Below are 22,248 nucleotides of genomic sequence, written 5' to 3' on the forward strand. Positions count from 1 at the left end.
TTTAAAATTAAGAAAAATACTACCTTTCTAGTCGGTTCTAAAACATTACTCCCCCTGCCGTTTTTAGAATGTAATGATTATTTAATATAAAGGTATAAAGTCACTTGTAAATTATACATAATTGTCACTTGCCTTTTGAGAAAATACTCGACAAAAAACAAACACCCATAGAGGAAAAAAAACGATGAAAGTTTAGAATTTTCCGATAGGAATATTGATGAAAAGATTGAAAAGGAAAAGAGTGAATTGCTGAATAAAGTTTTGAGTGGAAATCTTATTTCTAAACGCGATAAAGTGGGATTTATCCTTAACAACAATACATCAGCAAGAAACTCTGATATTGAATTAGCATGGAGTTATTGGAAGACATTTGAATGTAGCCTTCCCTATCATGATAGGCTTCTGATTAACCTAGTCTGTATATTATTATAAAAACAATTCTTAGTAAAAATTTAGTTATAAACAAATTCAATAAGCTAGAATTAGAAAAGTGGAGAAAAGAAAACCCAAATCTTCAAATACGGTATGGTGATGAATAACCTTCTAAAGTTGAACTAATTTCACTATTCAACCATTTCACCATCCCACTAACAAACTAACACCCCCCAAAAAGTATACAAGATTCGAAAATGCGTGTAAGTCGCTACCGGAGCTTCCATTTTACCTTTGTCCTATTCTTTTAGACATTTAAAAAATAGGCATAATGAGTACAACACAATTTGGTAAGGAAGGATGGACACCCAATAGAATACATAGTCTTACCGGCAAAACATACGTCATAACAGGTACTACCAGCGGCACAGGGTTTGAGGCCGCCAAAATACTCTTGTCCAAAGGGGCAAAAGTGGTGATGTTGAACCGTAACCCAAAAAAATCCGAGGATACCCTAGCTACATTAAAGCAGGAACTTGGCAATACAATAGACGTAACCAATATACAAATGGACTTGGCGTCTCTGGATTCCGTAAGTAGAGCCGCAGAAAAAGTGCTTGAAACGGTTCCTCAAATAGATGCCTTAGTCTGTAACGCCGCCATTGCACAAGTACCCAAACAAACCTTTACCGAAGATGGTTTTGAAAGTCAGTTGGGCGTAAACCATTACGGTAATTTTTTACTTCAAGCATTGTTGTTCCCAAGAATAGAGGAATCCAAAGGCCGCATTGTAGTGGTAGGCAGCATGGGCTATAATCTGGGAATTAAGACCATACAGTTTGATGATATGAACTGGGATAACAATTACAGTCCCAATGGCGTATACAGCCAAAGTAAATTGGCGCAGATTATGTCCGTTTATGAATTACAAGACCGCCTTAAAGCAGCAGGCAAGTCCGGTGTAAAGGCATATGCCTGCCATCCGGGCGCATCTTCAACATCGCTCATTAAAACCAGCGGCAGCCTGTTAACGCGTTTTATTTGGCAAATAATGAAGTTGACACCCATGGTTCAATCCGCAGAAAAAGGGGCGTATCCAGAATTAATGTGTGCTACAGAACCAGGTTTGGATCAAGAACGTTTTTATGGGCCCACAGGAAAAAATTATTGGACAGGCCCCGTTGGCGAGTGCAAGCTTGAACCACATGCCAAGGACAAACCGGTTATGGAAAGGCTTTGGGAGCTCTCGGAAAAAGAAACCGGTATAACATGGAATTTGTAAATTAGTAAGCGACCAAAATTATAGATATGGATATTTTAAAAGCAGCTACAGACTGGGCAAAGGCAGAACTATTTTCCACTCCGTTCTTCATGCTATTCGGCATGGCATTTTTAGTGGCGAGTATTGGGTTCTGGCAACTAGGAAAGACAGAAATGGCAAGAGCCTACATTATACCAACATTGGTAGCAGGTTGCTTGCTTCTAATCATTGGCCTTGGTCTATTTTTTACCAACAAATCTAGAATCACCCAATTTGAAAAAGCGTACCATACAGATGCCGCTGCCTTTGTAGCCTCGGAGCTTGAGCGTGCCGAAGCCACTTTAAAAGAGTACAATACCATTGTTTTTACGGCTATTCCCCTTATAATCGTTGTCTGTGCTTTGGTGTTGGTATTTGTTCCTACTCCCGGTTGGAGAGCTAGCATGATTACAGCTATAGCCATGTTGGTGGTTATTTTATGGGTGGATGGAACTGCCCATGCAAGAATAGATGGGTACAACAAGCAGTTATTAGCAGCAGAAAAAGAATTGAAGAAGTAATATGCAGCATTTTAAAACCTTATCGGCGTACATAGATTATTTAGAACTACCAGGTCCGGAGCACCCTATGTTGAGTGTATTTTCTGCAAAAGGAGAAGGATTCTTGCCTTGCCCTAAAGAAAGCTCGCCACCAATTACAAACGATTGTTATTCTATAAGTCTCAAGAAAATTGTAAAAGGCGATTTAAACTATGGGCGAACAACCTATGATTTCACTAATGGAGCTTTGATATGTATTGCACCAAGGCAAGTATTACAATGGAACAGTAGCGTGGTGTATGACCAAAAAGGATTTTCGATTAATTTTCATGAAGATTTTTTAAAAGGAACTGAGCTGGCACATCAGATCAAAAAATATGGTTTCTTTTCGTATTCGGTGAACGAGGCACTGCACCTTTCACCAAAAGAGGAAAAGCAGCTAGAATCCATTGTGGAGAATATTGAAATAGAATATCAAAACAACCAGGATGAGTTTAGCAAGGACATTATCATCTCTCAATTAAGTACCCTATTAAAATATGCCAATCGTTTTTATGAACGGCAATTTTTGAACAGAAAAGAGCTTTCAAATAACTTATTGGAGCAGTTTAACCAACAAGTATCCGAGTATTTAGAATCGGGTCAACTTCAAGAAAAAGGCATTCCCAGCATAGAACAGATAGCCGATAAAATGTCCGTTTCGCAACGTTACCTCAGCGACACCCTCAAAAAGGAAACCGGCAAAACCACAACCGAACACTTACAATTATTGCTAATTGATGAAGCCAAGAATATGTTGTTGCAACCCAGCAAAAGCATAGCGGAAGTAGCATACGAGCTAGGTTTTGAGTATCCGCACTATTTTTCAAGGCTATTCAAGAAGAAAGAAGGCGTCAGTCCTACAGTGTACAGAGAGAAATATAGAATGAACTAAACAAATAACCACGCTAGAATAGCCTTAAAATTATATCTAGGCCGTTGTGTTGGCAAGATCTATAGGTAACGAAGTAATTCGCTTTCCAGTAGCCGCATAAATAGCATTGCATAATGCCGGAACAAATGGAGGTATTGGAGGCTCACCTATACCTGTTGGTTTCTCGGAACTTTCAACAATGTGTACTTTTACTTCTATGGGCGACTCTGGCATCCTAGCAATGCGGTATCCATCAAAATTGTCCTGCTCTGCACGACCATCTTTATAGGAAATCTTACTCATCATTCCCAAACTGGTACCAAAAATAGCTCCTCCCTCAAACTGGGCTTTAATGCGGTCTACATTCACTGCAACGCCACAATCCAAAGCATAGTGAACCTCTGGTATGGTCAGGTTCCCTTTCTCATCTACTGCCACCCTCACTACACAAGCTACATAGGTAAGGAAGCTTTTAAACGCAGCTATTCCCTGCCCTTGTCCTTTGGGAAGTGTTTGCCCCCAATTTGCTTCCTTGGCCGCTCTTTCAATAACATTTTTCAAGCGGGCTGTTTCCCAAGGGAAGTCCTCTAAAGATTCTCCATAATTAAAATGATTTCCAACAATTCCATCAAAAGTCAAACTACGATCTGGCCCTATTAAATCTAGAAGGTTATCCTTGGCATCCATACCACGGGTAACCGCAATTTCATCTACCATGCTGCCAATAGCAAAACCATTATGAATATTGCAAACTGACCGAAGCCAGCCTAGCCGTGTATGGGCTTTTGCATCATGTGTTTCCACCTGTATATTGGGAATATTAAATGGTAAATCTGTAGCTCCCATGCCAATCTCAAAACCAGATGGTTGAATAACCGAAGCATTAGAAGTTGCTCCTATAGAGGGGAATGCAGCATGATGGTCCCAAGCCACTACTCCATTTTTTTTATCTAACCCAACTTTAATACGGTGCGCACTTTGCCCTTGAAGGAAATCATTGTGAATATCATCTTCCCTAGTCCATAAAAGTCGTATTGGGTGTCCAGATTTTTGAGATAACAAGGCGGCCTCAACAATAAAGTCCGGTTTGGATTTTCTACCAAACGCCCCTCCTAACAAAGTAACATTTACCGTAACATTCTTATCATCCAAACCTAACGCTCCAACCACTGAATCTTTGGCAAACTGGGGATGCTGAATAGGTGCCCAAACCTCACAAGTATTATCTTTAACATTAGCTAGGGCGCAAGGAGGTTCTATCATGCCGTGAGCAAAATAAGGAGTTGTATAGGTACGGTCCAATATTTTTGAGGCTCCGGACATCGCTTTTGCAACATCCCCATCTTTTCTACGTACGGTCCCTTCGCTTTCAAAGCTTTTTACCATTTCCTTGGTTTGCATCTCAGAGTCATAATCCTTGTTAGGACCGTAGTCCCACGTAATTTCTAAAGCCTCTCTTCCCTTTATGGCGGCCCAAGTATTTTCGGCGATTACCGCAATACCGCCCATAGGTTTATTCAGTTGCGGAGGAATACCTCCTGCATCTAGTTCAATAATATCCAACACTCCTTTTATCTTCTTGGCGGCCGTATCATCAAATTTACTTACAGAACCTCCCATTACTGGGCAACGCGCAATGACCGCTACCTTAGCGTTAGGCACTTCTGCATCTATCCCATAAATTGCTTTTCCAGTAACAATATCCTTTAAGTCTACAATTGGGGTTTCTTTACCTATTAAAGTAAAGTCCTTTGTGTCTTTTAATTTTAAATCTGTGATATTGGGGACAGGTAATTTTGCTGCTGCAGCGGTTAATTCTCCATAACCAATACTTTTACCGCTACCTGCATGCGTTACCTCGCCATTTTTTGCTTCACATTCAGAAGCAGGCACATTCCACTCTTCTGCCGCAGCAGCTAACAATAAATGTCTCGCTGTTGCTCCTGCTTCACGAAGAGGTTGGTAATACATCCGAATGGAGAAAGATCCATCCGTATTTTGATTCCCGTATTTTTTTTCATCCCCTACGGCTTGTTCTACAACCACTTTTTCCCAATCTGCCCCTAGCTCATCTGCTACAATCATTGCCAAACCTGTACGAATACCTTGACCCATTTCTGACCGGTGTGCCGTGATAATCACTTTTCCTTCCGAATCAATTCTAAGGTACACACTTGGCTGCCATGACCCAGCAACTTCTTTACCATCAGGCCCACATGAGGTAACACCTAGTCCTAACAATATTCCTGTTGCACTTAAGGAAGATATCTGAATAAAATTTCTACGGCTTAGTCCCTCTTTTTTAAGGGTTTTATGAAGGTAGGATATCATGGGTGTATGTTTAAATAAAGGTTATAAATAGAATTACTTTTCCTTGGCGGCAGTGTGAATAGCAGCTTTAATACGCGTATAGGTACCACACCTACATAAATTTCCTGCCATACCGGCGTCAATATCTGCATCGGTAGGGCTTGGATTTGCGTTCAAAAGTGCAGCGGCAGACATCATCTGTCCGGGTTGGCAATAACCGCATTGGGGTACGTTATGTTCCATCCAAGCTTTTTGAACCGGATGGTCTCCATTATCGGAAAGACCTTCTATAGTAGTGATTTTCCCTCCAACACTGGCACTGACCGGAAAACTGCATGACCTTGTTGCATTTCCATTAAAATGTACCGTGCATGCGCCACACAAGGCTTTTCCACAGCCAAATTTTGTGCCTTTCATTTGAAGCTCATCCCTAATTACCCATAAAAGTGGAGTGTCTTCTAAAACATCCACGACATGGTCTTTTCCATTTATGTTTATTGTGAATTCAGGCATAACGGTAATTGTTTATTTTTGGAATTGCTTTGTTTAAATACTCTTATGGTTTTTTATTTGTCCCATTTTTTCAAATTGATTAAGAGCTGGCACAACATATTTCACTTTTTGCCTACTTCTAAAAGACCATTGTCTTAAATATAGTATATTTTAACCATAAACTTGAATCAAAATTAAGGAGAAGCACCTTCTGAACAACACTAACAAAAAGTTAAAAAAACAAACACTAATTTGTGTTTGTTTTATTTATGACCTAAACACACTACATTTTCAAGAACAAAATTTTTAATGATAGACCACTTACTAATAGCGAACATAGATGAAAAAGGTCTGCTTTCCGCCGCGGAGCAGGAGGAATTCTGTGGTTACTTTCGCCAAAAATCCATAGAAAAAAAGGCTTTTCTATTAGAGCAAGGAAAGGTCTGCAAATTTGAAGGATTTGTATTGGAAGGCTGTTTTAGGGTCTTTACAATAAACAAAAAAGGAAACGAAAACACATTGTACTTTGCCGCTAAAAATTGGTGGTTGATGGACATAGACAGTTTTATGAACCATAACCCATCTGACTTGAACATGCAGGCATTGGAAGACAGTAAGGTGCTTCTAATTTCCCAAACGGATAAATCCAAGCTTTACCGTTCTGTTCCGCTGGCAGAGAAACTGTTCCGTATCATGTTTCAAAAATCTATTGTGGCTTGGCAACGCAGGCTGGTCAGAAACCATAGTTTAACGGCAAAAGAGCGGTATGCCCACTTTATGGACCATTACCCGGAAATCGCCGCCAAACTAACGGATAGGCAAACCTCTAGCTACCTAGGTATCACGCACGAGTTTTTAAGTAAGATCAAAAAGCAGTTCTAAATGCAATAAAATTTGTGGCAAGTTGAACTTGTTCAACTCTTTTCTCAGCGTAGTTTATAATTTTTGCATCATAAAATCAAAACGAAAATGATGCCTTTACTCACGCAAATAAGAACTTTGGTTGCCGTATTCACCCTCATGGGGCTATCTATGGCACATGCACAAATTACCAATGACATAACCCATGACGAGGCTTTTAAAGTCCTTCTGGCCGCTAAGAAAAATGCCGAAGCTTCAGAGGTGTTGGTAAATATCGCTGTCGTTGATGCAGGTGCCAACCTAAAAGCTTTTATCCGTATGGACGAATCCTTTTTAGGAAGTATTGATGTAGCCATTAAGAAAGCCAAAACGGCAAGGTATTTTAATATCGATACCGGAGAGCTGGGAGAATTAACACAACCTGGCGGTATAATTTATAACATTGAACATTCTAATGATGGTTTAATAACTTTCCCTGGGGGAATTCCCATCAAAAATAAAGAAGGTAAAATTATAGGAGCCATTGGTGTAAGCGGGGGAACTATAGAACAAGACCGCGCCATTGCCATTGCCGGAGCAACTGCTATTATAGAATAGTTATAAAAATTAAAAAAGGTTAAAAATCATGAATAGTATAAAAACATCCATTGCTTTCTTCGCATTGCTTCTATCACCCATCTGTTGGTCGCAGAATACGGATGACTTAATGCCGTATCTGCAGGACTTTAAGAGTGTTTCCGCCAATAATATCGTAACGGTTACCAGTTATGAAAAAGATGGAAACCATTATGCATATGCCGGTGGATTTGGAGGTATTGATATATTTAGTTTAGACAAAGCAGGTAAGTTAACGCCAATAGGTACGCAAGCGCTTTATAAAAAAGAAGGGCCAGCTAGGGGAATGGTGGCCGATAATATAAACGGAACGGATTTTCTATTCGTAGCGAACAAGCACGGCAATGCCATTGAAACTTTTAAGATTTTGGATGATGGATTGCTAGAACAGGTTTCCTTGACCATGGATACCGATGAAACCCACCTTGGTATTGCCATAACCCTTCAGGTGGTTCATATGAAACAAGCCTCTTATCTGTTTGTGGGCGGCTTGGAAGAAACTCCAGGTCTAAGCAGTTTTAAGATAGAGAATGATGGAAAACTTTCCCATGTACAATCCGTGAAAGATGATGAAGAAATTTATACCGATGGTATCATTGGCATGTTCATTCATAAAATAAAAGGAAAAACATTTTTATATACCGGAGGGTTTCAAGACAATGGTGTAAGTAGTTTTAGGGTGTATGACAACGGTACCTTTAAAAACATTAATAACATAGGTGATAATACCACGGATAGATATTTAACTGGGGCGTATCCCGTAACCGGAGTACAATTAGGAGATAATTATTATGTGGTGGTCGGTCACAGGCACCATAAATATTACGAGAGAAATGGATTCATTAAACGAACCGACTTTACCTATCACGGTGATGGTGTAAGTGTTTTTAAAATAAACCGAAAAGGAGCATTGGTACCACATTTTGTTTTAAAGGATGATGAAAGCACGAAATTGCAGGGACAGACAAGAATTGAAATTGTTTCGGTAAAAAACAATGAAGCTGTACTGGCAGTTGGCACAAGAGACGATGCCAGTATTCAACTTATTAAATTAGACGAAAACGGTACGCTCACCCCATTAAATTATCTAGAAACCGGTTTTTCTATTTATTACGGTTTACGATCTCATCAAATAGACGATACCAGCTTCTTGATAGCAGGTTCTAACAGGTTTGATCTAAAAAAAGTGGCCACTTACAAGGTTGCCCCAAAAATTGATAGAGGCAAAAAAGTATTAAGACATATCGTAAACCTAAAATATAAAGACGAGGCAACCGAGGCTCAAGTTAACGAAGCGGTTAAAGCTTTTGAAAATATTAAAAATGAGATTCCAGAAATCAAAGATTTAGAATGGGGTGTTAACGACAGTAAGGAAGGCGCAAGCAAAGGGTTGACCCATACGTTTACACTTACCTTCAATGATGACCACGGCAGGGAAATCTATTTATTCCATGAAGCACATATTGCCTTGGTTAACAAAATTGGCCCAATAATTGGCGATGTCCTGGTAATGGACTATTGGACGGAAGAGTAAAAAAGATGTTACCCCGCTCATGTATCGCAAGCTTGCATCTTAAATCCTATCGCTACTATCCTATTTATTTAGAAGCGTAGAGTTAGTGGGAATAGCACTAAAACGCCATGGGTTCTAAAGAATATGTAATTTTTGTGTAAACTTAATGCCAATCGGTAAATGAATAAATTAATTTTATTCTCTATTTTTCTTTCTTCTTTTACTGTTGGAGCACAAGTACAGCATATAGATAGTATGGCATCTAAAGTTAGGTCGAATTTCAATATTGATCCATTTCTTTCGTACATATCTATTGCTGCATCTAATGTCTCCGGAGGACTGGATAAGGGCAGCAGATATGCCGGACAACTCTATGTGGGAGTTAATTTCGATTTGGAAAAAATTCTGGGTTGGCATGCCACACGCGCAAAAGTATCAATTGCAAACCGTCACGGAAGCGGGCTTATGAACGAAGTTGGTTCTGTTTTTGAACCATTGAATTTAGTGGGTGGCCAAAATACTTTTTTATATGACTTAAGTATTGAAAAAGATTTTGGAAATCATTTCTCATTTAAGGCGGGACGCACTACCGCTGCTGATGATTTTTCGGGTTCTAAGCTATATTTTTACTCGCTCAACAACACGGTAAATGGCGTGATTAGAGCTCTCTTGTTAGATGGCTTAATGAGTACTTTTCCTTTCCCCACATGGGGAGCACGGCTCAAATATAAACCTAGTTCCGAACACCAATTTCAATTGGGCGCTTATCAAATGGGTAAAGACATCTTTGATGATACAAAACATGGTCTTGACTTTTCTTTTAGAAGTTCTGATAATTTATCCGTTTTCTTTCAATATGATTGGTTCGGACAAATCACAAATCGAAATGCCAGGGTTTATCTAGGAGCAAATCAAGCATTCGGGTCCTTCGCCAATTTTGATTCCAACGATGAATCCGATTATTTTATACGTTTCTATGGGCATATGGATGTAGAACTGATAGATGGCTTAAAATCTTTTCTTACCATTTCCTATTCACCATACGGCGGGGTTGCCAAAGTGCCTTTTCAAAGTAGCTTAGGCCTCATTTGGAAAGGGCTCCTAAAGTCTAGGGCAAATGATAGAGTATTATTTTTTGCCACTGTGGGTAGTTTTAGTGATGAGTGGGCAAACCTAAGGGCGAATCAGCTAACGACGGAAATAGTTTTGGAAATGGGTTATCGCCTTCAGGTTAAAGATTATTTTGGCCTGCAACCCGCTCTGCAATATAATATTAGACCCGGAGGCCATGGTTTGATTGGTAATGCAATTATTCCGGGTGTGCTGCTAGAAGCAAATTTTTAAAGCAGTAGAAGTGATTGGTGTAGAAATAGCGGTCCATATAGTCCTAGCTTAAAAATATGGTGAGAAAACACACTATATGCAAGTTTTCATATAGGATAAACTTCCAAGAATTTGGACATAACCTTTTAAATTATTAAGTATGAACATTTTACAAAACAAAAAGGCAATCATAACCGGAGGTGGCAAAGGGTTGGGAAAAGCAACCGCCATAGCATTTGCCAAAGAGGGAATTGATATTGCCATTACCGGAAGAACAGAAAGTACTTTAAAAGAAACTGTTGCCGAATTAGAAACATTTGGTGTTCAAGCAATGTATTCTGTATTTGATGTTGGTAATTATGAGGAAGTTAAAACCAATATTAAAAACATTATAAATGCTTTAGGTACTGTTGATATTTTAGTTAATAATGCCGGAATTGCAGCTATTGGTTCATTTAATGAAATGGAAGTTAGTGTTTGGACTCAAATTATACAGACCAATGTCTTGGGTATGTATCATGTAACCAAAGAGGTCTTACCTCATCTCATCGCTAAGAACGAAGGGGACATTGTGAATATTTCCTCAACCGCAGGGCTAAACGGAAATGCGAATGTATCTGCTTATTCGGCATCAAAATTTGCTGTTATTGGCATGTCCGAATCTTTGATGAAAGAAGTTCGTAAAAACAATATTAGGGTAAACACATTAACACCAAGCACCATAGAGTCTGAGATGACCATAGAGTTGGGCATGCTGACCAAAGGTTCGGAAAATGTATTACAACCTGAGGATTTTGCGGAATTAATTGTTGCAGGCCTAAAATTACCAAGAAGAGCCATGCTAAAAAGTGCTGCGTTATGGTCAACAAACCCATAGTATAACAGACATTAGGTAATAGCCATAGATAAAAAATGAATCTGTTGTTTCTTTATCTACAACCTCAACAGCTCTAGAAACAGTATAAAACAACAGATTCCCATAAAATATTTTATGGGAATCTGTCCTGTACAAATCATTAAAAGAGGCTCTAGCAAAACCTTTCCAATTGCTTACGCTATGGCCAATTCTCTTAATTCCTTAGCTGCTTCTGCAGGGTCTTCTGCTCCGTATATAGCTGCTCCCGCAACTGCTATTATTGCTCCTGAGTTTCTTACCGCATCTATACTACCTTGGTTTACTCCACCTGCAATAGATACAGGTACACCAGCTCTTGCTGCTTCATCTATCAAAACTTGAACGGAATATCCTTCTTCCGCTTGCTCATCCAGACCTGCATGTAGTTCAACAAACTCCGCACCTAATGCAATAGCTTCCTGAGCACGTTTAACTCTATCCCTAACACCAATAGTATCTACAACAACACCTTTACCGTGCTCTTTTGCAGCTTTTACCGCTCCTGCTATGGTAGAATCCCCAGTTGCACCTAAAACGGTAATATAATCCGCTCCTGCACCAAAAGCCATATTTGCTTCCAACTCACCTGCATCTGCAGTTTTAAAATCGGCCAAAACCAATTTATCAGGAAAAGCATCTTTCATCTTTCTAATTCCTGCCAACCCTTCACTTTTAATAAGTGGGGTACCTAATTCAATAATATCAATATAAGGAGCCACTTTTGTTGCTAATGCAATTGCATCCTCAATATTCAATAAATCGATCGCTACTTGTAACTTTGCCATAATTTTATATTTAAAATGTTCTTAACTAATTCATCTCTATTTTCTATTCTTAATTTATTCCATGTTAGCATGACGCTTCCATAGCTCTGAAGCCGTACTACCATCTAATTCCCAAAGCGTTTGTATTAAAGCATCAAACGTTAACAACAGTGATTGCTCAAAAAGACTCCCAGCGTATTGTTTGGAAACAGTCTCATCTCGCTCCTGTTTTTGTGCGGCAGGTATAACCACTGTATGCTCTGCCAATAAAGCCAATCTAGATTCCTTATTGGTGGTAAAGCATATGATACCTGCTCCTACCGTTTTTGCAGTTTCAGCTGCCCGTACAATTCCGCTTGTAGTTCCAGATCCGGATCCCACTATAAGGACATCGCCTTCTTTTATGGCCGGCGCAGTGATTTCTCCTACAACATGAACATGAAACCCTAAGTGCATTAAGCGCATTCCTGCCGCTTTCATCATTAGTCCGGTGCGCCCCGCTCCCATTATAAAAATATGCTCTGCATTTTCTATGGTTGGAACTAAAGCCGCCAATTCATCATAATGAATGGCACCAACAAGCTTTATATGCTCATTTACAATGGTATTCATAGCACTTTCAACCAATTTTCTGTTCCTATTTTCAAGTATATTTTTCATAACTAAATGGGCTTAAATCTCTTACGGTATCAAAACCGAGTACAAAGGTATGCTGCCATGCTTGCTGTACAGTTACACAATTTGATAGATGTATGGTACAATTTGCCCATATTAACTAAAGATGTGGTGTTAATTGCTATTTTTGTGGTACATTTTGGAAACCACAAGTTTTCAAGCGCATACCTATTCTTATATTTCGTTACCATATATAACTATGAAAACAGAAACTATGCTCAGTGATAAAGTTTTATATATTAGAGATTTGGGCAACTGTCCTCCTGCCTATTTGAACGATCCCGCAAGAAGGGATTTCTTTGAAATTGTATGGTTGTATAATGAAGATGCGCTCCACGAGCCACAGCACGACTTTCAAACTTTAAGAGGAGATTGGATATATCTTATTCCTCCTTACAGGGTACATCAATTAAATAAGGCCGGTAAGAACGGGGTATTAATTTCTTTTAAGCAAGAGCTTTTGGAAGGCGACTTAAAAGAATTTTTATTGGATGTCTTTAGAATGTTCAATATTCAAGGTGAGTTTTCTTGTTTACAGGTTAATGAGGAAACATCAAAAGGGTTGGCTTCCGTGCTCCAACTTTTAGAGGAGGATTACAACAAGGAGAGCATAAACCTTATTATGATCAAAGCGCTTTTAAAAGTATTCCTCTTAAAACTAATTCACCTAAAAGAGCAGCATTTTACTATGCACGATATTAATGAAAAGCGGGTGTATGAGTTTATGCTTCTGCTCGAAAATAATTATAAAGAGGAGCGAAACGCCGATTTTTACGCCAGTGAACTGGGGATTAGCGCAAAGCGACTTAATCAAATATTAAAGGAGAAGCTAGACAAAACCGGTGTACAACTTATTCACGACCGTCTTATACTGGAAGCGAAACGGCAGATCATACATAGCGAAAATACCATTAAGGAAATAGCCTACAACCTTGGTTTTAAGGACCACTCTTATTTCAGTCGGTTTTTTAAACTTCATGCACAGCAAACACCACAAGAATTTCAAAGCGATGTAAAAAGGCATGTTATTTCGCATGAGAACACCCTTTACAACTAGAAATATTTTCACAACCGAATACTACATCCCTTTCCAAAAAAGTTATGCGTAAAGAAATAGATATTGAGACGTGGTACAGAAAAGACCACTTTGAATTCTTTTCAAAATTTGACGAACCTTTTTACGGTATTACCGCTAAATTAGACTGTACGGAAACCTATCATACGGCAAAAGAAAAAGGTCATTCTTTCTTTTTATCCTACTTGCACAAAGCTTTGGTAGCGGTTAACAAAACCGTAGAGTTCAGATATCGAATTGTTGATGGAAAACTATATGAATACGAGACAGTTAATGCCTCACCTACTATTAATAGGGAAAATGGAACTTTTGGATTTTCTCATTTAACGTACCGTGAAAACTTTGAAGACTTCCTAGCTTTGGCCCTTCCTGCCATAGAAAAAGTACGGAATTCAAACCGACTCATGCCCGATGAATCCGGTGAAAATGTGATACACTGCTCCGCTATTCCGTGGATTGATTTTACTTCAATTTCACATGCCAGGCATTACGCTCGCCCAGATAGCTGTCCAAAAATCGCCTTTGGAAAAATGACCGCTGAAGGTGATCGGTTATTTATGCCGGTTTCAGTTCATGTGCACCATGCACTAGTAGATGGCTATCATGTAGGACAGTTTATGGAAAGGCTTCAAAAACTGATGAAAGCAAAGGTCTAACCGTTACAGGAATGAAATAACAGCGTAGAATTGCTTCGCTTAAAACGCAATGTTCACAAAAGGCAGTATAGGACTTGTATAAACACTTTCATCCTTATCGTACAGAACATTATACTTTGCCCCAATTGCAATGTTTTTGGTAATATTTAAGCCTGCACCAATAAATAACGCCGAGTCCCAATAGTCGGTTTCAATATCCCCTGTAACCGCCTCTGTTTTGGTATTTACCTTAAGTTGAGCAAACTCTAACAATAGCATTAGTCTATCAATTGGTTGATATTGACTTATTATATTACCGCCAAAAGTGGTGGTTTTCTGTAAATCTTTGATGGAGGTATAACTTCCTTGAAGACCCACACCAAGACTAACTTTATTACTTAAGCTATACATTAAATTTGGAGATAGAGCTATGTTGGTCCCACCTACAAAACTTAACCCAAACCCACAGCCAAATCTTAAGCGTTTGTTAACAACGGCCATACTATCCTGCACAGCAACTTCTGTAACCTGTGCCGATGTGTTTATTGAAAAAAATAATGCTCCGATTACTAGTGCAAGCTGAATACCTAGTTGTTTCATTTTAAATATTTTTATTAATGTATGAGTTTTATCACTGGTGCTATTGGGATAAATATAAAGTTTTTATAATAAATTTTAACATTTTCTTTGCATTCAGTGCCCGGTGCTAAATCAACTATTAAAAGTATTATGGTTTTTATCGAAACACTAGATAACCTTCAGCAACAAAGAACCTATCCTCAAATCGCATAAATAAGGCTACAGAAACCTTTGCAGTCTTTCCTAACACACTCATCCATAAATTAAGTTAACCGACAACTTTAACTGATAGCTTTCAGGAGTACTAATTGGATTATAATTTTTTCTTTCTAGACTCATGAATCTGCTGTATTTTTTCTTTTTTGAAACTTTATACTAGAAAGATGATTAGAAAAGGAACAGAAGTAAAATGGAAATGGGGCTCAGGCAGCGCTACAGGAACAGTAGAGAACACCTACAACAAGGTAATAACCCGGAAAATTGAAGGGAATGAGATTACACGCAAAGGTTCAAAAGACAACAAAGCGCTATATATTAAGCAAGAGGATGGTAGTGAAGTATTAAAACTGGAGAGTGAAGTAGAACGCACAGAGTAATTTTGCAATGCGAATAGACAGCTATTATTAGAATATAAAAATCCGTCCTAGAAATTGCATCCAACTGCAAAATTATGTTTATTCGCTTATGGACAAGCCTTTTATAACAGACCAAAAATACCTCTCACAAGATTTCACCGGTAGTAAATTAACCAAAGGAGATTATGAGAACTGCATTTTTGAAGGATGTGATTTTTCAGATGGTTATTTAGATAACCAGAATTTTATGGAGTGTGAGTTTATAGATTGCAACCTCAGTAATGCAAATATTAGACATACTACGTTTAAAGAAATCACCTTCTCTCACTGCAAAATGATAGGCCTCAAATTTGAAGATTGTAATACATTTTTAATCGATTTTAGTTTTCACGATTGCAATCTAGATTATACATCCTTCTATAGTTTAACCCTTCTCAAACAACAGTTTGTTTCATGTAAAATGATTGAAACCGACTTTACGGAAGCTGTTCTAAAAAACGCCACTTTTGACGATTGTGATTTGCAAGGAGCTATTTTCAATCGCACTAACTTAGAAAAATCCGATTTAAAGACTGCTTTTAATTTCACCATTGACCCGGAAGAAAACAATCTTAAAAAAGCAAAGTTTTCAAAAGATGGTATTATTGGTCTTCTAAAGAAATATGACCTTACTATAGAACCCTAAACGAGATAATACGTTTACAAACGGATAAATCAGTATATTACTGACCACTAACCTATTATTTTATGAAATACTTTCTTTTCGTATTCTTTCTATTCTCGCTTAGTATCAGCGCTCAAAATACCACTACACTGCCCGAAGGCTCAAGCTCACCAAACGCAACTCTGTCTGATATTTCTTGGATGGAAGGCAACTGGTCCGGTGAAGCTTTTGGGGGTATAACCGAAGAAACATGGGGTCCTCCACAAGGTGGCTCTATGATGTTTTCATTCAAGTTAGTTTCTGAAGGGAAGGTTTCTTTTTATGAATTGGGTCATATTCGTGAAGTTAATAATACCTTGATATATGAACTCAAACATTTTCATGGTGATTTAAAGGGCTGGGAAGAAAAAGATGAGGTACAACAGTTTAAATTGGTTAAAGTAGATGGTAACCGTGTCTATTTTGAAGGTTTTACTTTTGAAAAAGTGAGTGGAAACGAAATTAATATTTACGCTCAAATAGGTAACGAAGATGGTTCTTCTGAAGAGGTGACTTTCAACTTTAAAAAGTAATAGATTGAAGAAAAAGTGTTTAGATTGTGGTACTGAGATTATGGGTAGGGCAGATAAAAAATTCTGCTCTGATTACTGTCGTAACGCATATCATAATAACGCGAACAAAGACAGTAACAACCTTATCCGTAATACGAACAATCGCCTTAGAAAAAATTACAGAATTTTAGATAGCTACAAACTAAAAGAAGGAAAAACCACGACTACCAAGGCTAAACTACAAGACAAAGGTTTTGATTTTGATTTTATAACCAGCCTCTACACTACCAAAAAAGGCACAGTGTACTTTTTTGTATATGACTTGGGTTACCTACCTCTAGACAATGATTTTTATATGATTGTTAAACGTGAATAATCAATTATAAGAGCACAAAAAAATGCTCCCCTCTAAAAGGAAAGCATTTCATGTTCATTTTAAGTAATGCGTTTGGGGTTAACGTGACATTACCAACTATGGCCGGTTAACTTTAAAGCGGCAATAACAATATCTTTTCGGCTTATCTGGCCAACCAAAATGCCATCTTTCATAACTGGAAGCCTCCTTCTGTTGTGTTTGTCAAAGATGCCTGCAGCATCAAAAATTGAGATATCATGGGGAATGGTCTCAACTTCTTTTGTCATGAACTTCTCTACACTCTTGTCAAGAATAGGCTGGTTAAAATATCTACTTTCCGATATCTGTTTCATACAATCGGCCTCAGATATAATGCCCACTAAGAAACCATTGTCGTCCATGACGGGACCACCTGAAATACTATATTTAGCAAACTGCTCCATAACTTCCAGAATAGACTGGTCTGGACTAAAAGTCACCAGTTTCTTTGTCATGTAGTCAGACACTAATATGGGCGCGTCATATTCTTTCTTTACATCTACTTTTGCCCTTGGGCCTTGAAAACTTTTTATTCCCATATAATTTCGTTTTTATTGCCTAGCGGCAGGTTAGGTTAATTACTAAAGATAGTAAATAATTTAATGGAATATTTACTTATTCGACGAATTACCTCTCATATTCTTACTATTTTAATTAAAAAGATGTCGATTTTAATTTCACACCCGCCCGTAATAAAACCCAATCTCCATTAGAATTTTATATTTTTATTCAAGAACTTTAACCAATGAAAAGATTTTCTTCCACACTTTCCTTTCTTCTCCTGTTAGCTGCCATTTATTGGGGGTTCCATACATCTATGCCTGTGTATGAAAAAGATTCCTCTGCTCCCAAAATTTCATTTTCCACAGATCGCGCTCTAAGACATGTAAAAGAAATTTCAAAAGAACCACACGGTATAGGTTTTCCCGGGCATAAAAAAGTTCAAAATTATATTGTAAGTGAGCTGGAAAAGATGGGTTTACAAACTTCCATTCAAACAGGATACGCGATCGGCGATTGGGGAAACATGAGCAAACCTGAGAATATCGTCACAAAAATAAAAGGAAGTGGTACTGGCAAAGCTCTCCTTTTACTTTCTCACTATGATAGTCACCCACATTCTTCTTTGGGGGCTAGTGATGCCGGTAGCGGTGTAGCTACTATTTTAGAGAGCGTAAGAGCTTTTTTATCCGAAGAAAAGCAACCTAAAAATGACATTATTATTTTATTTACGGATGGGGAAGAGTTGGGACTAAACGGTGCCGACCTCTTTGCAAACCAACATGAATGGGCAAAAGACGTAGGCTTGGTGCTCAATTTTGAAGCTCGTGGAAGCGGTGGCCCAAGCTATACCTTCGTTGAGACCAATACAGGAAATCAGCATTTAATAAGTGAATTTATAAAGGCCAACCCAAAGTACCCCATGGCAAATTCCCTTTACTATAGTATATATAAAATGCTCCCCAATGACACTGATTTAACCATTTTCAGGGAGGATCGGGATATTCAAGGATTCAATTTTGCCTTTATTGATGACCATTTTGATTACCATACCGCTCAGGACTCTTACGAGCGATTAGACAAAAAGACATTAGCGCACCAAGGTAGCTATCTAATGCCGCTCTTAAAACATTTTAGCGCTACAGAACTGAATCAACTCCAAAGCCCAAATGATTATGTGTACTTTAATATGCCGGTATTTGGAGTTGTGTCCTATCCGTTTGATTGGATTTGGTCTATGCTAGGTCTAGCATCGCTCCTATTTCTTTGTGTTCTGCTTTACGCATTCAAGGAAAAATTATTGACTGCTAAGGGCGTTTTCATTGGTTTTGTTCCGTTACTACTTTCATTGATCATAAACGGACTTATAGGATACTTCAGTTGGTCTACCTTAAAATGGGCGTACCCTGCTTATAATGACATTTTACATGGCTTCACCTATAACGGATATGCTTATATTTTTGCTTTTGTATGTCTTTCTATTGCTGTTTGTTTTGGGATATATCATAAATTTAAAAGCCTATCTACTACAGATTTAGTGGTAGCCCCTTTATTTTTATGGCTGATACTCTGTACTGCAATTGCCAAATATTTGCCTGGTGCCAGTTTCTTTACCATACCGGTATTTGCGCTTCTTGCATCTTGGTATGTAACTCTTCATCAAAAAGCACCTAGCGTACTTTTAATGGTATTTTTAGGGTTACCAGCTATATGGTTGTACGCCCCGTTCGTTAAAGGATTTCCTGTAGGATTAGGCCTTAAAATGATGGTGGGTGGTACGCTTCTGGTCACCCTTACTTTCTTTTTGTTACTCCCCATTTTTGGGATGTACAAACATAAAAAGAAATGGGCCTATTTGGGAGTACTCGCTTTTTTAATTACCATGGTGTATGCCCACGTTCATTCAGGTTTTGATTCTGATAACGGAAAACCAAGCAGCTTGGTATACCTTCTTGATACAGACACCAACACTGCGCAATGGGCAAGTTATGACCAAGCTATTATTGAATGGAACCAAGCCTTTTTAGGAAACGAAAAAGGAATATCCGAACCATTAAACAAGAATATCATTGGCAGCAAATACAATTCACTTTTTACTCGTTCTGCAGATGCTCCATTAAAACCCTTAAAAGGACCTAAAATTGAAACCACCAGAGATACATTAATTGGCAACAATAGGGTTATTGAATTGTGTATAACACCGCAACGTACCGTAAACCGTTTGGATATTTTTACAGAAAGTACCAGTTTCAAAAATATTAAAGTAAATGACCTAGAACTCTCTCCTTCCTATTTGAAAGAAAGGAAGACGAGCAAGTTGCTTACCCATTATATTACGGACAATGCTTATACCGAACTTGAAATAAGCATCCCTAAAGACAGCGTTCTTGAACTCACTTTCTCTGAGGCTTCCAATGACCTTTTGACCCATCCTCTTTTTGAGGTGCCTAAAAGACCAGAAACCAGCATCCCCATGCCCTTTGTACTAAACGATGCTATTATCACTACTAAAACTATCAGATTTGAATAAGAACATAGCTATTATGGGCTGCGGTTGGCTAGGACTACCATTGGCCAAAAAGTTTATAGAAAAGGGATACACCGTAAATGGAAGCACCACTTCAGAAGAAAAACTAGACCTCTTATCTACTGAAGGCATTCAGCCTTTTATAATTTCACTTTCGGAAACAAAAATTACGGGAGACATCAATTCATTTTTAAACAATGCCAATGTTCTTATAATTAACGTACCTCCAAAACTGCGCGGTACCAACAATGAAAATTACGTTAAGAAAATGCTACTGGTATTACATGCACTTGAATCTTCTACGGTTGAAAATGTAATTTTCGTCAGTAGTACATCGGTTTACGGAGATATTGATGGAGAGGTTACCGAAGAAACTACACCTCAACCTTCAACAGAATCCGGAAGACAACTTTTGGAATGCGAACAATTGTTTCAAAACCAGCCAGGTCTTCAAACCACCATTATAAGATTTGGCGGATTGATCGGTCCAAATAGGAATCCAGTTACGATGCTATCTAAGCGAAAAAATCTCAAAAACGGAAATGCACCTATCAATCTCATTCATCTAAATGACTGTATACGGGTAATCTATAAATCAGTTCATGAAAATTGGACTCCAGGGTTACTAAATGCAGTATTTCCCTACCACCCTAGCAAAAAAGAATATTACACATTACAGGCTATTAAAAACAAGTTACAATTACCTAAATATAATAATGATAAAGAGAAAAAAGGAAAACTAATACATTCCTACACCCTTACAAACGTTAAGAACTTCAAATTTACTACAACGTTGTAGTTTGTTTTCACCACAGCTATTTGTCTTTTCACAACAAACTAAAAGGATAGTTGTTAATACACCATGCATTTCATCGATTAAAAAGTAACTTTGGTATATAATTTAAAACTATTTGCCATGGAAAATTCAGGTTTAAGAAGCAGGATTCTTGAGGATATCGAGACTCTTATTGCTTCAAGCTGCACCAAGCAAAAAGTTCCCCTAAAATTAAAAAAGTTGCATATAGCGATATTAAAAAATCATTATAACGCAGCAAATGTGTCTATAGATTATCATAGACGAAGGGTTGAGATGGACATTGTTATGGATGACAAAGATTACGACCCTAAAAAGGTAAATCTCTCTATTCCTACGTTGCACACCAACCTATGGTTTAAGAATTTATATGATTTTTTAATATCATGTATTGATCAAGACCCTAAAAGCTTGGCATTTTATTCCATGCTTTTAAAATCGTATCAAAACAACGAGATTTCTCTTGTTGCCTAGTACAAAAGAACCAAACCGACATAAAAAAGGATGCTCTAGGGCATCCTTTTTTCTTTTGTGCACTCTCATTATGCTTTTATTCACAGTTACATACCAATAATATTGCTAATTTTGCCAACCGCAACCAAAACGAGAGAATCGTAAAATAGCAACACATGAAAAAAATAATTGTCGTACTGCTTTTAAGTATAAGTTTTTCGGCCACTGCACAATCCAAAAACGATTTGCAAAAGCACTATGAAGCTTTTTATCAAGAAATGAGAACTCAAGGAGATGTTAATGGTGTAATAAATGCATTGACCCACCTTAACGTAATCACTCCTTCCAAACAACGAAAAGACACTTTAGCTTTTGTATATGCAAACAACAACCAGCATATGCAAGCACTAAACACCATAGGTATTGAAAAAGAAGCCTCAGATTCTGATATGGCGGTACAAGTAAAGGCTATTTCGTTAAAAGCACTAAACCAACCTAAGCGTGCTTTAGAGCAGTTTGAAGAACTTTTTAAAAGAACTCCAAACCCTTATCTAGCATATGAAATTGCAGACTTAAAGATACAGACAGGAGCTACCCAAGATGCCATTGCCAATATTGATTACGGTATTGCTAATGCCAAAGATGATATGAAGTATGCTTTCTATGAAAGACAGCAACCTTATGAAGTTCCTTTAAAAGCTGCTTTTTTTCACTTAAAAGCGCTTACTATATATAACAACGACAAAGCAAATATTGATGCCGCTGTTGCCCAAATAGATGAAGCTCTTGCCTTGGACCCTAATTTTAACTTGGCAAGTCTAAGCAAGCAAGCTTTACAGTCTAGAAAAAACCCACCCGCAGAAGAAGCTGATCCAAAGCAATAAGATTTTTGCATTTTCTACATAGAATTTTGCTGCACATTCCTTAATGCAATGTGCGGCATATTT

24 protein-coding genes are annotated in these 22,248 nt (G+C 38.0%); 18 read left to right on the plus strand and 6 right to left on the minus strand.

Annotation, left to right across the window (positions count from 1 at the left end; all coding sequences use genetic code 11):
- Positions 1–703 precede the first annotated feature (703 nt).
- From IWC72_RS04530 to IWC72_RS04540, 3 genes are read left to right on the plus strand one after another with little or no spacing between them, the layout of a single operon-like run.
- Positions 704–1,654 (plus strand): SDR family oxidoreductase, encoded by a 951-nt coding sequence (locus IWC72_RS04530; protein ID WP_194528967.1) that lies wholly within the window; start codon positions 704–706, stop codon positions 1,652–1,654.
- A gap of 26 nt (positions 1,655–1,680) precedes the next feature.
- Positions 1,681–2,193, plus strand: coding sequence for a hypothetical protein (locus IWC72_RS04535; RefSeq protein WP_194528968.1), 513 nt, complete (start codon positions 1,681–1,683; stop codon positions 2,191–2,193).
- Between the two features lies 1 nt (position 2,194).
- Positions 2,195–3,106 (plus strand): helix-turn-helix domain-containing protein, encoded by a 912-nt coding sequence (locus IWC72_RS04540; RefSeq protein WP_194528969.1) that lies wholly within the window; start codon positions 2,195–2,197, stop codon positions 3,104–3,106.
- A 36-nt stretch (positions 3,107–3,142) separates the two neighbouring features.
- Here the strand turns inward: IWC72_RS04540 and IWC72_RS04545 are convergent, their stop codons facing one another.
- Both IWC72_RS04545 and IWC72_RS04550 read right to left on the minus strand, forming a co-directional pair.
- Complete coding sequence (locus tag IWC72_RS04545; protein ID WP_194528970.1) at positions 3,143–5,416, minus strand: xanthine dehydrogenase family protein molybdopterin-binding subunit; 2,274 nt, start codon at positions 5,414–5,416, stop codon at positions 3,143–3,145.
- A 33-nt stretch (positions 5,417–5,449) separates the two neighbouring features.
- Positions 5,450–5,908 (minus strand): (2Fe-2S)-binding protein, encoded by a 459-nt coding sequence (locus tag IWC72_RS04550; protein WP_194525048.1) that lies wholly within the window; start codon positions 5,906–5,908, stop codon positions 5,450–5,452.
- Between the two features lie 288 nt (positions 5,909–6,196).
- Here IWC72_RS04550 and IWC72_RS04555 point away from each other — a divergent pair, with 288 nt between their 5' ends.
- The 5 genes from IWC72_RS04555 to IWC72_RS04575 all read left to right on the plus strand — a co-directional run bounded on the left by IWC72_RS04555 (position 6,197) and on the right by IWC72_RS04575 (position 11,076).
- Positions 6,197–6,769 carry a Crp/Fnr family transcriptional regulator gene (locus IWC72_RS04555; protein WP_194525049.1) on the plus strand — a complete coding sequence of 191 codons (573 nt, stop codon included), beginning with the start codon at positions 6,197–6,199 and terminating at the stop codon, positions 6,767–6,769.
- A 90-nt stretch (positions 6,770–6,859) separates the two neighbouring features.
- A complete protein-coding gene (locus tag IWC72_RS04560) occupies positions 6,860–7,345 on the plus strand; it encodes a GlcG/HbpS family heme-binding protein (RefSeq protein WP_194528057.1) in 486 nt (161 codons plus the stop codon).
- A gap of 28 nt (positions 7,346–7,373) precedes the next feature.
- Entirely contained in the window at positions 7,374–8,897 is a 1,524-nt protein-coding gene (locus tag IWC72_RS04565) for a Dabb family protein (protein ID WP_226979485.1), read from the plus strand.
- 159 nt (positions 8,898–9,056) lie between these two features.
- The gene (locus tag IWC72_RS04570) at positions 9,057–10,220 is read left to right on the plus strand and encodes a carbohydrate porin (RefSeq protein ID WP_194528971.1); all 1,164 of its coding nucleotides are present in this window, start codon (positions 9,057–9,059) and stop codon (positions 10,218–10,220) included.
- A gap of 139 nt (positions 10,221–10,359) precedes the next feature.
- Positions 10,360–11,076 (plus strand): 3-ketoacyl-ACP reductase, encoded by a 717-nt coding sequence (locus tag IWC72_RS04575; RefSeq protein WP_194528972.1) that lies wholly within the window; start codon positions 10,360–10,362, stop codon positions 11,074–11,076.
- Positions 11,077–11,249: 173 nt separating this feature from the next.
- Here the strand turns inward: IWC72_RS04575 and hxlA are convergent, their stop codons facing one another.
- Both hxlA and hxlB read right to left on the minus strand, forming a co-directional pair.
- Complete coding sequence (hxlA, locus tag IWC72_RS04580; protein ID WP_194528973.1) at positions 11,250–11,879, minus strand: 3-hexulose-6-phosphate synthase; 630 nt, start codon at positions 11,877–11,879, stop codon at positions 11,250–11,252.
- A gap of 54 nt (positions 11,880–11,933) precedes the next feature.
- On the minus strand, positions 11,934–12,518 hold the full coding sequence (gene hxlB / locus IWC72_RS04585; protein ID WP_194525053.1) for a 6-phospho-3-hexuloisomerase: 585 nt from the start codon (positions 12,516–12,518) through the stop codon (positions 11,934–11,936).
- A gap of 214 nt (positions 12,519–12,732) precedes the next feature.
- Between hxlB and IWC72_RS04590 the strand changes: the two genes are divergently transcribed.
- Together IWC72_RS04590 and IWC72_RS04595 are read left to right on the plus strand one after the other, a co-directional pair.
- The gene (locus IWC72_RS04590) at positions 12,733–13,590 is read left to right on the plus strand and encodes a helix-turn-helix domain-containing protein (protein ID WP_226967948.1); all 858 of its coding nucleotides are present in this window, start codon (positions 12,733–12,735) and stop codon (positions 13,588–13,590) included.
- Positions 13,591–13,634: 44 nt separating this feature from the next.
- Positions 13,635–14,264, plus strand: coding sequence for a chloramphenicol acetyltransferase (locus IWC72_RS04595; protein WP_194528974.1), 630 nt, complete (start codon positions 13,635–13,637; stop codon positions 14,262–14,264).
- Positions 14,265–14,303: 39 nt separating this feature from the next.
- Here the strand turns inward: IWC72_RS04595 and IWC72_RS04600 are convergent, their stop codons facing one another.
- The gene (locus tag IWC72_RS04600) at positions 14,304–14,843 is read right to left on the minus strand and encodes a hypothetical protein (RefSeq protein ID WP_194528975.1); all 540 of its coding nucleotides are present in this window, start codon (positions 14,841–14,843) and stop codon (positions 14,304–14,306) included.
- A 362-nt stretch (positions 14,844–15,205) separates the two neighbouring features.
- Here IWC72_RS04600 and IWC72_RS04605 point away from each other — a divergent pair, with 362 nt between their 5' ends.
- From IWC72_RS04605 to IWC72_RS04620, 4 genes are all read left to right on the plus strand, one after another.
- The gene (locus IWC72_RS04605) at positions 15,206–15,418 is read left to right on the plus strand and encodes a hypervirulence associated TUDOR domain-containing protein (protein ID WP_194528976.1); all 213 of its coding nucleotides are present in this window, start codon (positions 15,206–15,208) and stop codon (positions 15,416–15,418) included.
- Positions 15,419–15,506: 88 nt separating this feature from the next.
- Positions 15,507–16,082, plus strand: coding sequence for a pentapeptide repeat-containing protein (locus tag IWC72_RS04610; RefSeq protein ID WP_194525057.1), 576 nt, complete (start codon positions 15,507–15,509; stop codon positions 16,080–16,082).
- A gap of 62 nt (positions 16,083–16,144) precedes the next feature.
- Positions 16,145–16,633, plus strand: coding sequence for a DUF6265 family protein (locus tag IWC72_RS04615; RefSeq protein WP_194525058.1), 489 nt, complete (start codon positions 16,145–16,147; stop codon positions 16,631–16,633).
- A 4-nt stretch (positions 16,634–16,637) separates the two neighbouring features.
- Entirely contained in the window at positions 16,638–16,988 is a 351-nt protein-coding gene (locus IWC72_RS04620; protein WP_194525059.1) for a hypothetical protein, read from the plus strand.
- Between the two features lie 89 nt (positions 16,989–17,077).
- On the opposite strand, the gene IWC72_RS04625 is transcribed toward IWC72_RS04620, so the two are convergent.
- Positions 17,078–17,545 carry a CBS domain-containing protein gene (locus tag IWC72_RS04625; RefSeq protein ID WP_194525060.1) on the minus strand — a complete coding sequence of 156 codons (468 nt, stop codon included), beginning with the start codon at positions 17,543–17,545 and terminating at the stop codon, positions 17,078–17,080.
- A gap of 206 nt (positions 17,546–17,751) precedes the next feature.
- Between IWC72_RS04625 and IWC72_RS04630 the strand changes: the two genes are divergently transcribed.
- The 4 genes from IWC72_RS04630 (at position 17,752) to IWC72_RS04645 (ending at position 22,185) form a co-directional block, all read left to right on the plus strand.
- The gene (locus tag IWC72_RS04630; RefSeq protein WP_194528977.1) at positions 17,752–20,037 is read left to right on the plus strand and encodes a M28 family peptidase; all 2,286 of its coding nucleotides are present in this window, start codon (positions 17,752–17,754) and stop codon (positions 20,035–20,037) included.
- Positions 20,030–20,833 carry an SDR family oxidoreductase gene (locus tag IWC72_RS04635; RefSeq protein ID WP_194528978.1) on the plus strand — a complete coding sequence of 268 codons (804 nt, stop codon included), beginning with the start codon at positions 20,030–20,032 and terminating at the stop codon, positions 20,831–20,833. Before IWC72_RS04630 ends, IWC72_RS04635 begins: the two co-directional genes overlap by 8 nt.
- A gap of 117 nt (positions 20,834–20,950) precedes the next feature.
- On the plus strand, positions 20,951–21,322 hold the full coding sequence (locus tag IWC72_RS04640) for a hypothetical protein (RefSeq protein ID WP_194525063.1): 372 nt from the start codon (positions 20,951–20,953) through the stop codon (positions 21,320–21,322).
- 155 nt (positions 21,323–21,477) lie between these two features.
- Complete coding sequence (locus tag IWC72_RS04645; RefSeq protein ID WP_194528979.1) at positions 21,478–22,185, plus strand: hypothetical protein; 708 nt, start codon at positions 21,478–21,480, stop codon at positions 22,183–22,185.
- Positions 22,186–22,248 lie beyond the last annotated feature (63 nt).

This window comes from Zobellia roscoffensis, from assembly GCF_015330165.1.
Taxonomy (GTDB): domain Bacteria; phylum Bacteroidota; class Bacteroidia; order Flavobacteriales; family Flavobacteriaceae; genus Zobellia; species Zobellia roscoffensis.

Coding starts and splice junctions, on each gene's coding strand:
- IWC72_RS04530 (WP_194528967.1), top strand. CDS start 704: ATGAGTACAACACAATTTGGTAAGGAAGGATGGACACCCAATAGAATA.
- IWC72_RS04535 (WP_194528968.1), top strand. CDS start 1,681: ATGGATATTTTAAAAGCAGCTACAGACTGGGCAAAGGCAGAACTATTT.
- IWC72_RS04540 (WP_194528969.1), top strand. CDS start 2,195: ATGCAGCATTTTAAAACCTTATCGGCGTACATAGATTATTTAGAACTA.
- IWC72_RS04545 (WP_194528970.1), bottom strand. CDS start 5,416: ATGATATCCTACCTTCATAAAACCCTTAAAAAAGAGGGACTAAGCCGT.
- IWC72_RS04550 (WP_194525048.1), bottom strand. CDS start 5,908: ATGCCTGAATTCACAATAAACATAAATGGAAAAGACCATGTCGTGGAT.
- IWC72_RS04555 (WP_194525049.1), top strand. CDS start 6,197: ATGATAGACCACTTACTAATAGCGAACATAGATGAAAAAGGTCTGCTT.
- IWC72_RS04560 (WP_194528057.1), top strand. CDS start 6,860: ATGCCTTTACTCACGCAAATAAGAACTTTGGTTGCCGTATTCACCCTC.
- IWC72_RS04565 (WP_226979485.1), top strand. CDS start 7,374: ATGAATAGTATAAAAACATCCATTGCTTTCTTCGCATTGCTTCTATCA.
- IWC72_RS04570 (WP_194528971.1), top strand. CDS start 9,057: ATGAATAAATTAATTTTATTCTCTATTTTTCTTTCTTCTTTTACTGTT.
- IWC72_RS04575 (WP_194528972.1), top strand. CDS start 10,360: ATGAACATTTTACAAAACAAAAAGGCAATCATAACCGGAGGTGGCAAA.
- hxlA (WP_194528973.1), bottom strand. CDS start 11,879: ATGGCAAAGTTACAAGTAGCGATCGATTTATTGAATATTGAGGATGCA.
- hxlB (WP_194525053.1), bottom strand. CDS start 12,518: ATGAAAAATATACTTGAAAATAGGAACAGAAAATTGGTTGAAAGTGCT.
- IWC72_RS04590 (WP_226967948.1), top strand. CDS start 12,733: ATGAAAACAGAAACTATGCTCAGTGATAAAGTTTTATATATTAGAGAT.
- IWC72_RS04595 (WP_194528974.1), top strand. CDS start 13,635: ATGCGTAAAGAAATAGATATTGAGACGTGGTACAGAAAAGACCACTTT.
- IWC72_RS04600 (WP_194528975.1), bottom strand. CDS start 14,843: ATGAAACAACTAGGTATTCAGCTTGCACTAGTAATCGGAGCATTATTT.
- IWC72_RS04605 (WP_194528976.1), top strand. CDS start 15,206: ATGATTAGAAAAGGAACAGAAGTAAAATGGAAATGGGGCTCAGGCAGC.
- IWC72_RS04610 (WP_194525057.1), top strand. CDS start 15,507: ATGGACAAGCCTTTTATAACAGACCAAAAATACCTCTCACAAGATTTC.
- IWC72_RS04615 (WP_194525058.1), top strand. CDS start 16,145: ATGAAATACTTTCTTTTCGTATTCTTTCTATTCTCGCTTAGTATCAGC.
- IWC72_RS04625 (WP_194525060.1), bottom strand. CDS start 17,545: ATGGGAATAAAAAGTTTTCAAGGCCCAAGGGCAAAAGTAGATGTAAAG.
- IWC72_RS04630 (WP_194528977.1), top strand. CDS start 17,752: ATGAAAAGATTTTCTTCCACACTTTCCTTTCTTCTCCTGTTAGCTGCC.
- IWC72_RS04640 (WP_194525063.1), top strand. CDS start 20,951: ATGGAAAATTCAGGTTTAAGAAGCAGGATTCTTGAGGATATCGAGACT.
- IWC72_RS04645 (WP_194528979.1), top strand. CDS start 21,478: ATGAAAAAAATAATTGTCGTACTGCTTTTAAGTATAAGTTTTTCGGCC.